We start from the raw sequence: 13555 nt of genomic DNA, 5'->3' as shown, positions 1-13555 counted from the left end.
TATGCGGTCTCACATAATCCGTTATGACGAATGCGTTCGCGAACGTTCTGGGTGCTCGACGACGAGGATCGACCGATCGTCGACGACCTCGCCGTCGGGCTCGGACGGACGCCCGCACGGGTCCTGGCATACCTGTTGTTGCGGGCCGACCGCGAGGACGACCCCGCGACGACGATCCAGCTCCGGGTCGGAACCGAGCTGAGCCGATCGCCGATCAGCGACGCGGTCACCCGGCTCGAGGCCGACGGACTGATCGAGCGCTCCACGGTCGCGAGCGTCAACCAGGGACGGCCGCCGTCGGCGTGGCGACCAACCGATGACCTCGCCTCGAGCCGCCGTCGGGTGTACGAGCGACACGCGGCGACGCTGCTCGAGCGGGCGGACGAGATCTTCCGGGAGGACGCGACGAACCGGGAGCCAAAGGCGGCTGACGAGCCGAAGATGACCGTCGCGCTGAACTGGCGACCGAACGGGCTTCACGTTCCGCTGTACGCGGCCGCCGAGTCGGGCTGGTACGACGAGTACGGGGTCGGCGTCGGGTTCGAACACCATGAGGGATCCCGACGCGCGGTCGATCGGATCGCCGCCGGCGAGGCGGACGTCGCGGTCGCCGGCGCCGCGACCGTCCTCCGGGCCAGGGCGGCCGGCGTACCGATCGTACCGATCGCGGTCCTTTACCAGCGCGCGATGACGGTGCTGTACTCCACCCGCGACGTCTTCGGCGCGGAGCTTCGCGGCGTCGACCAGCTTCGAGGCCAGCGGATCGGCATGCCCGCCCGTTCCGAGACGGGAGTGCTCGGTCGTCTGTTCGTCTCCCAGACGGCCCTCGAGGGGGATCTCGAGATCGAGGAGACGACCGGCGAGGAACGGACGGCGCTGCTAGCCGGCGAGGCCGACGTCGTCACCGGCTCCATCACCGACCCGCGACAGCTCGAGGAACGCGGCGAGACCGTCGACACGCTGTTGCTCACCGACCACTTCCCGGTCTACGGGCCGACGATTGTCGCCCGAGAACAGGCGCTGGAGCGGCGTCGGTCGTCGCTCGAGTCCCTCCTCGCGGGGACGGCCGGCGGCTGGCGGGAGGCGACCCGCGACCCCGACCCGGCAGCGGCGCGAATCGCCGATCGCGGCGACGACGAGCCCGAGCGCGTTCGGGAGACGTTCGAGCGAGCGGTCCGGGAGTTCGGGCACAGCGACGACACGCGCGAACGCGGCTGGGGCTGGCAGCGCGAGCGAACCTGGGATCGACTCCGAACGGCGCTCGAGCAGGGGGAGCTGCTCGCGGAGGGAACGTGATCGACCTCGAGAGCGTCGGCATCGCGTTCGACGAGTTCACCGCGGTCGCCGACGTCGATTTCGGGGTCGACGACGGGGAGTTCGTCACCGTCGTCGGCCCCTCGGGCTGCGGGAAGACGACGCTGCTGCGCGCGATCGGCGGGCTCCAGGAGCCGACGACCGGGCGCGTGACCATCGACGGCCGATCGCCGTCGGTCGCACAGGAGGCGGGCGACGTCGGGTTCGTCTTCCAGCAACACACGCTGCTCCCCTGGAAAAGCGCCCTCGAGAACGTCGTCTTTCTCCGGAAAATGGCCGACAAGCCACCGGCTCGCGAGGGCGCGCGGGCGTTGCTCGAGACGATGGGGCTCGACGGGTTCGAGGACGCCCGGCCGGCCGCGCTCTCGGGCGGGATGAAACAGCGTGTCGCCATCGCTCGAGCGATCCACCTCGGGGCGGACGTGCTGTTGATGGACGAGCCGTTCGGCGAACTCGACGAGATCACCCGCGACGAGCTCGGCGTCGAGATCAGGTCGCTCTGGCGTCGCGAGCGGAAGACGATCGTCTTCGTCACTCACAGCGTCCCCGAGGCGGTGTTCCTCGGTGATCGGTGCGTCGTGATGCGCGATCAGCCGGGACGGATCGAGGCGACGTTCGACATCGACCTTCCTGAACCCCGGGACACGGAATCGCTCGGCTCGGGGGCGTTCCAAGAACAGGTTGCGGCCGTCCGCCGGACGCTGCACGAGAGCTATGACTGAACGGATCGGCGTCGGCGGAAGTCGCGCCGTCTACCCCGCGAGCGCGCTCTGTGCGGGCGTTGCACTTTGGTGGGCGCTGACGGCCCTCGGCGACATCCCGCCGTTTCTCCTTCCCGCTCCCGACGCCGTCGTCGCGCGGCTGGCCGGCAATCCGGAGCTGTACCTCGTGAACGCGCTGTTTACCCTCGAGAAGGTCGTCTACGGCGGCGCGGTCGGAATCGGGGCGGGAATCGCCCTCGCCGCCTTCGTCGCGTACGTCCCGTGGTTTCGCCGGGCGGTCTATCCCTACCTCGTGACGGTCCGGGTGTTGCCGAAGCTCGCGATCGCCCCGCTGTTGCTCATCTATCTGGGCACGGGAATGACGACGGCGATCGTCTTCGTCGCGCTCATCACCTTCTTCCCGCTCGTGTTGAACACCGCGGCGGGGCTCGATCGCACGCCGACGGCCCACCACGACCTGCTGCGGTCGGTCGACGCCGGGCCGATCGAGCGGATTCTGTACGTCGACGTTCCCTACGCAGTCCCCGACATCTTCGCCGGCCTGAAACAGTCGGTGACCCTCGCGGTCGTCGGCGCGGTCGTCGCGGAGTGGGTCGTCGCCGACAACGGGCTGGGATTTCTCATCCTGATGGGGTCGGAGAACGTTCGCCCCGACGTCATGCTCGCGGCGCTTGTCGTCCTGTTGCTCGTGGGACTGGCGCTGTACGGGATCGTCGTCCTCGTCCAGCGACGCGTCCACGAACGGCTCGGGCTCGAGACCCTCGACTGACGCCCGTTCAGAACCAGGGAACCGTGTCACGATCAGTGCCAGAACGCGCGCTCGAGGGCGACGGGAACGAGATAGAAGCCGATACCGACCACGGAGAGGACGACCAGCGCGGCGTAGGTCTCCGCGGTCCGGAGGTACGCCGCCGTCTCGAACACCCGGTAGCCGAGCCCGGCGTTGAGCGTGACGAACTCGGCGACGACCGCGCCGATGACCGACAGCGTCGCGGCGATCTTGAGTCCGGCGAAGACGCTCGGTGCGGCCGCGGGGATCCGAACGTGGACGAAAACCGCCGTCGGCGACGCGTCGACCGTCCGCAGTAGCTCGAGATACGACTCCGGGGTGCCGCGAAGCCCGTCGAGGGTCGCGATCGTGATCGGGAACACCGTCAGCGTGGTGACGACCAGCGCTCGGGCGGGAACGCCGCGGCCGAACCACAGGAACAACAGCGGGGCGATCGCGATCACCGGCGCGATGCGGAGCGCGACGACGTACGGGAGGATCGTGCTCGCCGCTCGACGGGAGCCGATCATCGCGAAGGCGAGGCCGGCGCCGACGACGGTGCCGGCGACGAGTCCGATTCCAGCCGTTGCCGCCGTGACGGCGGCGTCGCCGAGCAGCGTCGGATACGTCTCGGCGAGCGTCGCCCCGACCTCGGCCGGCGACGGCAACACGATCGTCGGCACGTCGTAGTAGACGACGGCGCCGTGCCACGCCAAGAGCAACAGGACGAACACGATCGTCGGCGGGAGCAGCCGCATCACGAGCCCGTGGACGACCGTTTGGGAGCCCTCGAGGACGTCGCGACTGCTCGGGACCCGCTCGAGCCGTCGCCCGCCGCGTCGGTCGGCCTGCTCGTCGATCATGCGGGGCGTTGATCTCGACTCTCGGGTGCTGCGGGCCGGCTACTCATCGATTCGGTCGGCGAACTCCGCGACGTACTCGTCCTCGGCGTCGAGGTAGTCGTTCGTCCAGACGTCGGCCGGGTCGACCTCGTTCTCGAGGGCGTCGCCGTCGGCGAGCACGTCGTGGGTTTCCTCCCACGGCTCCGGAGCGCTCGCTCCCCAGCCCTCCGTCTCGACCGTCTCCGAGAGCATGTACCCGGTGTACATCTCCTCCCACTTGTCGGCCTGGTTCTCCCGGGTCTCCTCGAGTTCGGGCTGGACGTCGACGAGGTGGTCGATCGCCTCGTCCGGATTCTGGGCCGCCCAGACGGCGCCCCTCGCGGTCGCCCGGAGGAACGCCTCGACCGTGTCCGGGTTCTCCTCGGCGAAGGATTCGTCAGTCGTGATCAGGTGGCCGTAGGAGGAGACGGCGTCTTCGATCTCGAGGACGTCGATCTCCCGGTCCTGGTGTCTGGCGTCGACGACGTCGCTGAAGACGCCGCCCGCCACGTCGATCTCGCCGGCCAGCAGCTGCTGGACGGTGTCGAAGCCGGCGTCGACGTACTCGACGGTGTCGAGGAGGTCGTGATGATCGAGGTACGCCTCGGTCATCGTCCGGACCATCCCCGGACCGCTCCCGACCGTGACGCCCTCGAGCTGGTCGGGGTCGGTGAGTTCGCCGAACCCCTCGCGGTCGGCGAAGACGACGTTCGGGTTTCGCTGCATAACGATGCCGACCGCCCGCGGGGACAGCTCGTTGCTGTTGACCGTCAGGATCTGGTCACCGCTCGAGATCGCGAACTCGGTGTTGCCGAGTCCGGCCTGGTTCGCTGCGAAGTCGGAGCCATCGCCGCTCTCGAACTCGACGTCGGTAAACCCCTCCTCCTCGTAGAACCCGTTCTCGCGGGCGGCAACGTAGGGCGTGTGAAGTCCACCTATGTTCCAGTTGAGCAGTAGCGATACGGACTCTACCGCGACCCCGTCCTCCGCGGACGGATCGCCGTCCCCGTTCCCGCTGAGCCGACCGGCACACCCCGAGAGGGCGACCGCGCCACCGAGGGCGAGGACCCCACGTCGCGTACTTTGTGTGTAATTCACACTCTCACCAGTAGTGGCTGTCAACGAAAGACTGTATAAATCATTTGGATTAAGGTTTAAGTGCTCGAGTACCGAACCGCTACCAACCGGCCGACTTCGTACTCCGTTTCGCTGTAGTAGGCAGCCCGTTGACACGATTCGAGACGTGGTAATGGCTGATTTCTATCATAGTGTCGACGACTCTCCCGCGACAGGACCCAGCACTATGCGAATCGATAGCCTCGTTGTTATCGGAGAGTCGACAGAGACGCTCCAGAGCGCATAATTTCGAGGTTTAATTATAGATTTATTATAATAAGGTCTAAGATCGTGTACGTTGGCCACACACAACGCATGGTAGATGAAACCACGGGACGCATAACGGATGACGGGGAGCGTGACACATGACGACGGCACAGATTACGGACGAGGCACAACGACAGCTAGCCCGGACGCTCGACGTCGATGAGGTCCGCGACGGCGATCAGCTGACGATCGAGCGGCTGCGCGACGAGGTAGAGCGGACGGACGATCCCGAGTTCGCCTCGATGGGCGAATCGATTCGGAGCGATCTCTCGGGGAAGCTGGACGCCGAGTTGCTCGAGACGCAACTCGAGGAGCTCTCGAGACAGCTCGAGCGCCTGCCGGAGGTCCGGGAACAGGGAATCCCGGAGGGTGAGACCGAAGCGGAGGTGCTCTATCGCGAACTCGCCGAACCCGGCTGGGAGATCTACGACCATCTCGTCGACGTCGACTTCTTCGAGAGTCTCGAGGCGAATCTGCCGCGGTTCACGCCGGAACACATCGAGGGGACGGCCCACGAGCTGATCGCCACCGACGAGCTGACGGCCGAACTCGAGGCGCTCGGGTTCGACGAGCAAGAGCGAATCGCGCTCGTCATGGACGTCACGAACAACAACGACCGGCTCGCTCGGTGGGTCCCGACGAAGGAGATCCCCGCCGAGGTGGAGTTCGGCGTCGAACACGTTCCGCCGCTCCACCAGCGGGCGGCCGGCGGGACGCTGCTCTGGGTCGACGCACTGGACGTCCACCTCTGGCAGAACCGGGTTCTCGTCACCGACGAGATTCTCGACGACGGCTACTGGGATATCAAGGCGCTGCTCGGCGGGTTCCACCTGCTGGCGCAGGCGGCGCTCGATATCACCCGCGAGGAGGGACTGACCGACTCGCAGCTGACCGCCGCGATCACCGCCGGTGCGGCGATCATGATCGTCAATCAGGAGGAGATCTGCAAGAACATGTTCTGGATCACGGAAGAGATGCGTGCGCCATCCGAAGCGAGGTAATCATCAATGTCACTCGAAGAAGACAGGGCCGTACAGGCCGCAAAAGATACGGTTGTTAGGGAGACAGACCAGGGGTTCCGCGTGCTCGGATCCCCCGAGAAATCGGTAACACACCAGCACGACGTCGATCGGATCGAGGAGTTCGACGTCACAAACGAGATGATCCAGGAGTCGGGTGAGAACCCGGAGGCCTGGCTCACTTACGGCGGGAACTACGAACAACACCGCCGGACGACGGCCGACGTCATCACGCCCGACAACGTCGCCGACCTCGAGGTAGAGTATATGCTCGACGTCGGCGCCGGCTCGAGCATGGAGGGGACGCCGCTGATCGTGCCGGGCGATCCGCCGATCATGTATCAGTCGAACGGCCCGAACCACGTCAAGGCCATCGACGCTCGGGAGGGTGACATCCTCTGGAGCTACACGTACGCCGTCCCCTCGGACGTCGTGCTCTGCTGTGACGACAACAACCGCGGCGTCGCCGCCTACGGCGACAAGGTGTTCATGACGACGCTCGACTCGGGCGTCGTCGCTCTCGATCGCTACACCGGCGAGGAGGAGTGGTACACCTCGACCGCCGACCACGAGGAGGGGTACTCCGCAACCTGGGCGCCGGTCGCGTTCGACGGAATGATCTTCACCGGCAGCGCCGGCGGCGAGTACGGCGTTCGCGGGTTCCACAAGGCGCTTGACGCCGAGACCGGCGAGGAGCTGTGGCACACCTGGACCTCACCCGAGACCGAGTGGGTCGGCGACAGCATCAACCAGTCCTGTGCGACGAACTGGATGAACGCGACGATCGACGTCGAGAAGCGGCGACTCTACTTGCCGATCGGTAACCCGGGTCCGGACTTCGACGGCTCCGTCCGTCCGGGGCCGAACCGCAACAGCTGCGGGACGCTCGCGCTCGATATGGACACCGGTGAACGGCTGTGGGCCCACCAGGAGGTCGCACACGACGTCTGGGACTACGACTCGGCGGCACCGCGGATCCTCATCCGGGATATGGAGATCGACCACCGCAACACGACGAAAGACGTCGTCGTTTCCGCGGGCAAGACCGCCTGGCTCTACACGATGGACGCCGACACGGGCGAGCTCATCGAACGCAGCGAACCCGGCGTCCAGCAGCTGAACATGTACCGGATGATCCCGCACATCGACGAGGGACGTCGGATGCCGTTCATGCCCGGCGCGATGGGGGGCAACGACTGGCAACCGCCAGCCTACAATCCCGAGACCGGGCTCGCGTACATGAAGATGAACAACTCGCCCCAGGAAGCCTGGTGGCGCTTCGAGGAGTACGAGGAGGGCAAAAAGTACTGGGGCGGAATCTTAGAGGACCAGACCGAAGCAGTTCCCGACGAGTACAACGGGAAGATCAGCGCCATCGTCGCGATTAACCCCGAAACCGGCGAGCGGGTCTGGCGCGACTGGATCGAGAGCGAGGCATACATCTGGGGCGGCATGGTGACGACCGAGACCGGCGTCGTCTTCACCGGCACCCAGAACGGCGACTTCATCGCCTACGACGGCGAGAGCGGCGACCGCCTCTGGGAGTACGACCTCGGCGAGGCGTCGATCGCCGGCAGCCCGATGAGCTGGTACGACCCCGAGACGGAGAAACAGTACGTCGCGATCCAGGTCGGCGGCAGCGGCTGGCTCCGGCGCGGCGCCGGCGGCCGCGACACGCGCCTGGCGGTCTTCTCGCTGTCGGAGTGAGCGACCGACGACGTTCGTTTTTTGGCCCGCTGATCGGTCAGCAACCGGTGTTCGGCCGAGCCACCACGAGGATGTACGGCTCCGCCCGACCCGCCAGCTCGAGGCGCTCGAGCGTCTCGATCTCGAATCCGGCCTCGAGAACACGATCGACCCAGTACGCCTCCGGGTCGGGATCGCCCGCGGCGTCGTCGGGGACGAGCGGGAGCTCGAGAACGCCGACCGTTGCGTCGGCCGCACAGACCCGTCGCAGCTCCGAAAGCGCGTCCTCGGCGCTCGAGGCCGGAAGATCGTGCAGCACCCGACAGGCAGTCGCGACGTCGACCGAGCCGTCTCGCAGCGGGAGCGTCGCCCCGTCGCCGGCTACCGGCTCGACGTCGATCCCGGCGCGGTCGGCGTTGCGCCGCGCTAATCGCGGTCCGTTCCCGAGGATGACGCGGTCGTCGAAGACGTCGAGACCGACGACGTCCGTTCCGTCCGGAACGTGCGGTGCGATCCCTACGAGGGATCGGCCCGTGCCGCAGCCGACGTCGAGAACCCGATCCGCCCGGTCGAGCGGCAGTCGGCTCGCGAGGGCGTCGTACTTCGCTCGCTCGAGCGACCAGGGCGTCGGGCCCACCAGCCGACGTAGCGTTCGGAGCCCGCGAACGGCCGCGACTGAGGCGACGAGCGACGCAGCCGCCCGCCGGCTTCGGGACCGCGTTCGGCTCCCGACGACGGCCGCAGCTGCGATCGCGACCGCCGCGAGCGCGAGCGATCGGAACCGTCGCCGCCAGTGGTAGACGCCGAAGTAGTACCGGGGTCCGAGCACACTCACTCGACGCTCAGATCGCTCCCGCCGTGGGCTTCCTCGAACTCGAGTTCAATCTCGAGCTCCGAGGTTCGCTGGCCGGAGAACTCGATCTCGACCTCGATCGGCTCTCGGTACTCGAAGGGGATCTCCCAGCTGCTGCCCGAGATCGTCAGCGACGCGTCGTTCTCGAGGGCGTCGGCGATCTCGCGGAGAAAGCTCGCCGTCTCGGTTCGCGAGAGGTAGATCTCCTGCTCGAAGAAGCCGTCCGTAATGACCCTCCGCTCGGGATCGTCGTCGTCGGGGAACTCGACGTTGTTCGTCATGGTGACGTGTACCACGCCGTCGATACATAAATGTGCGTGACGGCGTCCGGGAGGTGACGGAACACTCAACTATCGGCTGCGTGTACGGTAGTTCATGACGCTGCTCGAGGCGCTGGGGAACACTCGACGGCTAAAGATCATTCGAGAGCTGTCCCGGGAGCCGAAGTACGTCTCCGAACTCGCCGAAGCCGTAGGGATGAACGGGAAGTCGGCCGTCCACCACCTCGGGGTGCTCGAAGAGGCGGGACTCGTCGACCACTACCGACGCGGGAATCGCAAGTACTACCGCCTCGTCAGCGATGTGGAACTGTACGCTGCGCCGCCGCCAGAACGGACGTTCATCCTTCAGACCAGAGAGCAGTCCGACGAGTCAGCGTAACGAGGGGACATGTCTCCAGTCAACGTTCGTCGCTTCGCTTCGAGTTCGAAGCGGTAGCTAAAGCTATTTACATTACCATGTTGATTGTGCCCGTATGCCAGAGTGTGCACACTGTGGAGAGGAGTACCCGGCACCAGGTCCGTACAAGAGTCACGTACTCACGTGTACGAACGAGAACGGGGCGGTCGCCGCGGACGAACCGGTCGAAGAGACCGCGTCCGAGTCGTCCGACTCGAGCGCGGAGGCGGAATCCGAGGCGACGACGATGGATCAGTATATCGAGCGCGTCGTCGACGACCGGCTCGAGACGGTCGAGTCCGAACTCACGCAGATGTCCGAGGATGTCGAGGAACTCGAGAACTTCGCGACGATCAGCCTCGGCGAGCGACGGCTCGATCAGGCCGAAGCGAACCTCTCGGAGTACTCGGCGTCGCTCACCGACCTCTCCGAGCGGACGCTCGAGCAGGTCAACGAACTCGAGTCGCAACTGGAGTACCAGACGGTCGTGCTCGCGACGGCACTCGACGCGCTTGCCGAGGCCAACGTCGACGTCGACACCGACCCGATAGACGCCTACCGCCAGGACCAGATCGTCACCGAGCAGTCGCCCTCGAAGCGGCTCGAGGAGGCCATCGAGAAACTCGAATCCTGACCCGTCGGCGATCGTTCCGGCCTTCGGCGTCGGAGAACGTCAAACTTCTCGGACGCCGATAACCCGATCCTGCAGGTAGTCGAGGTACATCGCGTTGAAGATGAGCTTTACCTCGTCGCTGGCCGGAAGCGCCTGGCAGGTGAGAACGATCCCCCGCTCTTCGACCTCCTCGTCGGTGAGGATGAGATCCATATCCATCTCGACGTCGCCCTCGTAGACGATGCCGGCGCAGTTCGCACACGAGGCGGCGCGACACTCGTAGGGCCACTCGAACCCCTGATCCTCGGCGGCGTCGAGGATGTACCGTCGACCGGTGATTTCGATCCGACCGTAGTCGTCCCCCTCGAGATCGGCCGCCGCCGCCTTCTCGAAGAGATCGTCGTCGTCCAGGTCCCACCCCTGCTCGCTCAGGATCTCGTAGTTGAGGTACTCGACGGTTCGGACGGGTCCCTCCTCGCCGTCGCTGTCACCGCGCTCCGCGGCGTCCTCGCCGAGCCTGACGTGAGGGAGGTTGTGTGACATACACAACCACTAGCCGTGCATGTACTTAGCATCGGTGGTCACCTCCGGCTCTCGGTTCCGACCGGTTCAGCCGTCGACGAACGCGTCGAACTCGTCGACCCTTTGGGCGAACTCCTCGGGCGACTCCTCGTCGGCCGTCTCGAGGGCCCGCTCGAAGTGATCGGCCGTAAGCTCGAGGGTCTCGAGGCCGGTCGTCGCTCCAGCTTCTCCGTCGATCGAGTCGTTTCGCTCACCGCCGACGGACGCCTCGACGTAGTCGCGAACGGCGTTCATCGCTGCGGTCCGGCAGATGCCCTCGATATCGGAGCCGACGGCGCCCTCGGTCCGCTCGGCGAGCGTCCCGAGGTCGACGTCCGCCGCGAGCGGGCGATCCCGAAGGTGGATTTCGAATATCTCCCGTCTGGCCGCCTCGTCGGGCTCCCCGACGCGGACGTGTCGCTCGAACCGCCCCGCCCGGAGGAGCGCATCGTCGATCCGATCCGGTCGGTTCGTCGTCGCGAGAACGACGACATCCTCGAGCTCCTCGAGCCCGTCGAGTTCGGTCAGGAGCTGGCTGACGACGCGTTCACCGACCGCCGTCTCGCTGGAGTCGCTCCGGGTACCGGCGATGGCGTCGATTTCGTCGAACACGAGCACCGTCGGCGCGTTCTCGCGGGCCTTGCTGAAGACGTTGCGAATCCCGCGCTCGGATTCGCCGACGTACTTGTCGACGAGTTCGGGCCCCTTGATCGAGATGAAGTTCGACTGGGCCTCGTTCGCGACGGCCCGTGCGAGCAGCGTCTTCCCGGTCCCCGGCGGGCCGTATAGCAGGACCCCGGTCGCCGGACGCAGCGAGACGCGGTCGAAGGCGTCGGCGTACTCGAGGGGCCACTGAACCGTTTCCCGGAGAGTTCGCGTCACCTCCTCGAGCCCGCCGACGTCCTCCCAGGTCGCGTCCGGCACCTCGACGAACACCTCTCGCATCGCCGACGGTTCGATCTCGCGTACCGCCGCTTCGAGATCCGATTCATCGATCTCGACGGCGTCCAGTCGGTCGGTCGACAGTTCGATGGAATCGCTCGAGGAGTCGGCTCGCAGCCGACGCAGCGCACACATTGCGCTCTCCCTGATCAGGTTCTCAAGATCCGCCCCGACAAAGCCGTGGGTGCGCTCGGCGTAGCGCTCGAGGTCGATCGAGTCACTGATAGAGACGTCGGCCGCGTGGATCCCGAGGATTTCGGCTCGCTCGTCGGCGTCCGGCACGCCGATCTCGACCTCGCGGTCGAACCGGCCCGGGCGGCGGAGGGCGGGATCGACGGAGTCGACGCGGTTCGTCGTCCCGACGACGACGACCTGGCCTCTGTCGTCACCGCCGTCGAGCAGGGAGAGCAGCTGGGCGACGATCCGGCGCTCGACGTCGCCGACGTCCTCCCGTTTCGGCGCGATGGCGTCGATCTCGTCGATGAAAACGATCGCCGGGGCGTTCTCCTTGGCCTCCTCGAACACCTCTCGGAGCCGTTCCTCGCTCTCGCCGTGGTACTTCGAGACAATCTCCGGGCCCCGAAGCGTCTGAAAGTGGGCGCCGACCTCGTTGGCCATCGCGCGGGCGATGAGCGTCTTCCCGGTCCCCGGCGGTCCGTACAGGAGGACTCCCTTCGGCGGGTCGATGCCGAGTCGATCGAAAACGCCGGGATATCGCATCGGCAACTCGACGACCTCCCGAACCTGCTCGAGTTCGTCCTCGAGGCCGCCGACGTCGTCGTAGGTCACCGCGGGATCCGTCGCATCGCAGTCCTCCTCGTCGACCGCCGCCGGTTCGGGCGCGATGACGATCGACGTCCACTCCTCGACGACGGCGGGATCGGCCGGATCGACGTCGACGACTTCGATCGGAACGGATCGGGAGAGTTCGGCGTCAATTCGTACCGTCTCCCCGTCTGAAACGACGCGGCCGACGAGGGCATCTCGCTGAGCGAACTCGAGCGCCTCGGCAGAGGAAACGTCGTCGGGTAACGCTATCGAGACCCGTTCGGCCGACCTGACCTCGGCTGGTTCGACCCGAACGCGTTCTCCCGTATCGACGTCGAGTCGCTTCGCGAGCTCCCGATCGAGACGGATCGTGCGCTCCGCCAGTTCCTCGGACGGGCGCGACAGCACCTCGACGACGGCCGATTCACCCGTCGGTCCCTCGAGAGAGACGTACTCCCCGGATTCGACACCGAGCGAATTCATCACGTCCCGCTCGAGGACGGCAACGGAGCGTTCCCGCTGGTTCGAGGCGAGCGGTTTGACGGTGAGTTTCATCGATAGAGTCGTCCTTTGGTAACGTGTCACGCTCGAAGGCAAGAACGTTTGGATCGATTGCTGGGTCGAGGTCCGAACGGTCGCATAGTCGGTCCGTCCGGATCGAACGAATGCTTATCAGAGATGACGTTGAGAGATAACATGGAACATGACAGACAGAGACTTAGAGGACTACCTGATCCTCCGCGCGCTCGACGACCCAATCACGGAATCCGAACTCGAGGCCGCCGGCGAACAGTCCGGAGAGACTCTCGAGGAACTCCGCGACGAGGGGGTCGGAATCCGGTGGGTCGACTCCGAAGTACTGACGAACGAGAACGGAAAGATCACGGGCACCTTCTGTCACTATCGAGCCGAAGACACGGACGCCGTTCGCGAACACGCCGAGCGAGCGGGCCTCCCGGCGACGCGAATCGACCGGCGAGGGGAGCCGCTCGAGGGCGAGTAGCACCGGTCTCGCTGGTGTCCAGTCGGAGCGAAGCGATTGCTCCGCGGACACTCGACTCTTGGCGATATCGTACGTGGTCGATCGTAGGCAACGTCTGTTTCGACCGACAGCGAGTCTGCTGACCGCTCTTGGTGGGAAGGATAACGGCTACCGTGGTCGGCGTTTCGACTCTCGGTAACTGAAGTGTATGAAAGGGAGCGGCGAATCGGATTTCCCAGAGAGTCTCCCACTCCAGTACTCCCCGAAACGCAGGCGAGCTTATCTTCCGTGTTCGGGATGGGTACGGGAGGTACCTCGCCGCTGTGGCCGCTGTAATGCCGACCGACGGAATCGAACCGTCGTTAGACCACTGTCGGTCGCCGA

General features: G+C 65.9%; 14 protein-coding genes and 1 rRNA gene. 8 read left to right on the top strand and 7 right to left on the bottom strand.

Annotated features, from left to right (window positions below; genetic code table 11):
* Positions 1–30 precede the first annotated feature (30 nt).
* Genes QA600_RS17240 through QA600_RS17230 form a run of 3 tightly spaced genes read left to right on the top strand, consistent with a single transcriptional unit; the run spans position 31 to position 2805 of the window.
* Complete coding sequence (locus tag QA600_RS17240; protein WP_278293180.1) at positions 31–1296, top strand: ABC transporter substrate-binding protein; 1266 nt, start codon at positions 31–33, stop codon at positions 1294–1296.
* The gene (locus QA600_RS17235; RefSeq protein ID WP_278293179.1) at positions 1293–2036 is read left to right on the top strand and encodes an ABC transporter ATP-binding protein; all 744 of its coding nucleotides are present in this window, start codon (positions 1293–1295) and stop codon (positions 2034–2036) included. Before QA600_RS17240 ends, QA600_RS17235 begins: the two co-directional genes overlap by 4 nt.
* Positions 2029–2805, top strand: a complete 777-nt coding sequence (locus tag QA600_RS17230) for an ABC transporter permease (RefSeq protein ID WP_278293178.1) — start codon at positions 2029–2031, stop codon at positions 2803–2805. Before QA600_RS17235 ends, QA600_RS17230 begins: the two co-directional genes overlap by 8 nt.
* Positions 2806–2837: 32 nt before the next feature.
* Here QA600_RS17230 and QA600_RS17225 read toward each other — a convergent pair whose 3' ends face one another.
* Both QA600_RS17225 and QA600_RS17220 read right to left on the bottom strand, forming a co-directional pair.
* Complete coding sequence (locus QA600_RS17225; protein ID WP_278293177.1) at positions 2838–3668, bottom strand: ABC transporter permease; 831 nt, start codon at positions 3666–3668, stop codon at positions 2838–2840.
* Positions 3669–3707: 39 nt separating this feature from the next.
* A complete protein-coding gene (locus tag QA600_RS17220) occupies positions 3708–4784 on the bottom strand; it encodes an ABC transporter substrate-binding protein (RefSeq protein WP_278293176.1) in 1077 nt (358 codons plus the stop codon).
* Positions 4785–5167: 383 nt separating this feature from the next.
* Here QA600_RS17220 and QA600_RS17215 point away from each other — a divergent pair, with 383 nt between their 5' ends.
* On the top strand, positions 5168–6070 hold the full coding sequence (locus QA600_RS17215) for a hypothetical protein (protein ID WP_278293175.1): 903 nt from the start codon (positions 5168–5170) through the stop codon (positions 6068–6070).
* 6 nt (positions 6071–6076) lie between these two features.
* Positions 6077–7795 (top strand): PQQ-binding-like beta-propeller repeat protein, encoded by a 1719-nt coding sequence (locus QA600_RS17210; protein WP_278293174.1) that lies wholly within the window; start codon positions 6077–6079, stop codon positions 7793–7795.
* Positions 7796–7832: 37 nt separating this feature from the next.
* Here the strand turns inward: QA600_RS17210 and QA600_RS17205 are convergent, their stop codons facing one another.
* Entirely contained in the window at positions 7833–8603 is a 771-nt protein-coding gene (locus QA600_RS17205) for a class I SAM-dependent methyltransferase (RefSeq protein WP_278293173.1), read from the bottom strand.
* A gap of 2 nt (positions 8604–8605) precedes the next feature.
* A complete protein-coding gene (locus QA600_RS17200; protein WP_005557869.1) occupies positions 8606–8908 on the bottom strand; it encodes an amphi-Trp domain-containing protein in 303 nt (100 codons plus the stop codon).
* Positions 8909–9002: 94 nt separating this feature from the next.
* On the opposite strand from QA600_RS17200, the gene QA600_RS17195 reads away from it, so the two are divergent.
* Both QA600_RS17195 and QA600_RS17190 read left to right on the top strand, forming a co-directional pair.
* On the top strand, positions 9003–9287 hold the full coding sequence (locus QA600_RS17195) for a metalloregulator ArsR/SmtB family transcription factor (protein ID WP_278293172.1): 285 nt from the start codon (positions 9003–9005) through the stop codon (positions 9285–9287).
* A 94-nt stretch (positions 9288–9381) separates the two neighbouring features.
* Positions 9382–9939, top strand: a complete 558-nt coding sequence (locus QA600_RS17190; RefSeq protein WP_278293171.1) for a hypothetical protein — start codon at positions 9382–9384, stop codon at positions 9937–9939.
* Positions 9940–9978: 39 nt separating this feature from the next.
* On the opposite strand, the gene fer is transcribed toward QA600_RS17190, so the two are convergent.
* Positions 9979–10461, bottom strand: a complete 483-nt coding sequence (gene fer, locus QA600_RS17185; RefSeq protein WP_278293170.1) for a ferredoxin Fer — start codon at positions 10459–10461, stop codon at positions 9979–9981.
* Positions 10462–10527: 66 nt separating this feature from the next.
* Positions 10528–12744 carry a CDC48 family AAA ATPase gene (locus QA600_RS17180; RefSeq protein ID WP_278293169.1) on the bottom strand — a complete coding sequence of 739 codons (2217 nt, stop codon included), beginning with the start codon at positions 12742–12744 and terminating at the stop codon, positions 10528–10530.
* Positions 12745–12892: 148 nt separating this feature from the next.
* Between QA600_RS17180 and QA600_RS17175 the strand changes: the two genes are divergently transcribed.
* A complete protein-coding gene (locus QA600_RS17175) occupies positions 12893–13192 on the top strand; it encodes a DUF4242 domain-containing protein (protein ID WP_278293168.1) in 300 nt (99 codons plus the stop codon).
* 192 nt (positions 13193–13384) lie between these two features.
* Here the strand turns inward: QA600_RS17175 and rrf are convergent.
* A 5S ribosomal RNA gene (rrf, locus tag QA600_RS17170) occupies positions 13385–13506 on the bottom strand.
* Positions 13507–13555: the final 49 nt, after the last annotated feature.

The sequence above is a fragment of the Natronococcus sp. A-GB1 genome, assembly GCF_029688845.1.
Taxonomy (GTDB): domain Archaea; phylum Halobacteriota; class Halobacteria; order Halobacteriales; family Natrialbaceae; genus Natronococcus.
Note: the sequence above shows the minus strand (reverse complement) of the source record. Positions and strands in the feature narration are given on the sequence as shown.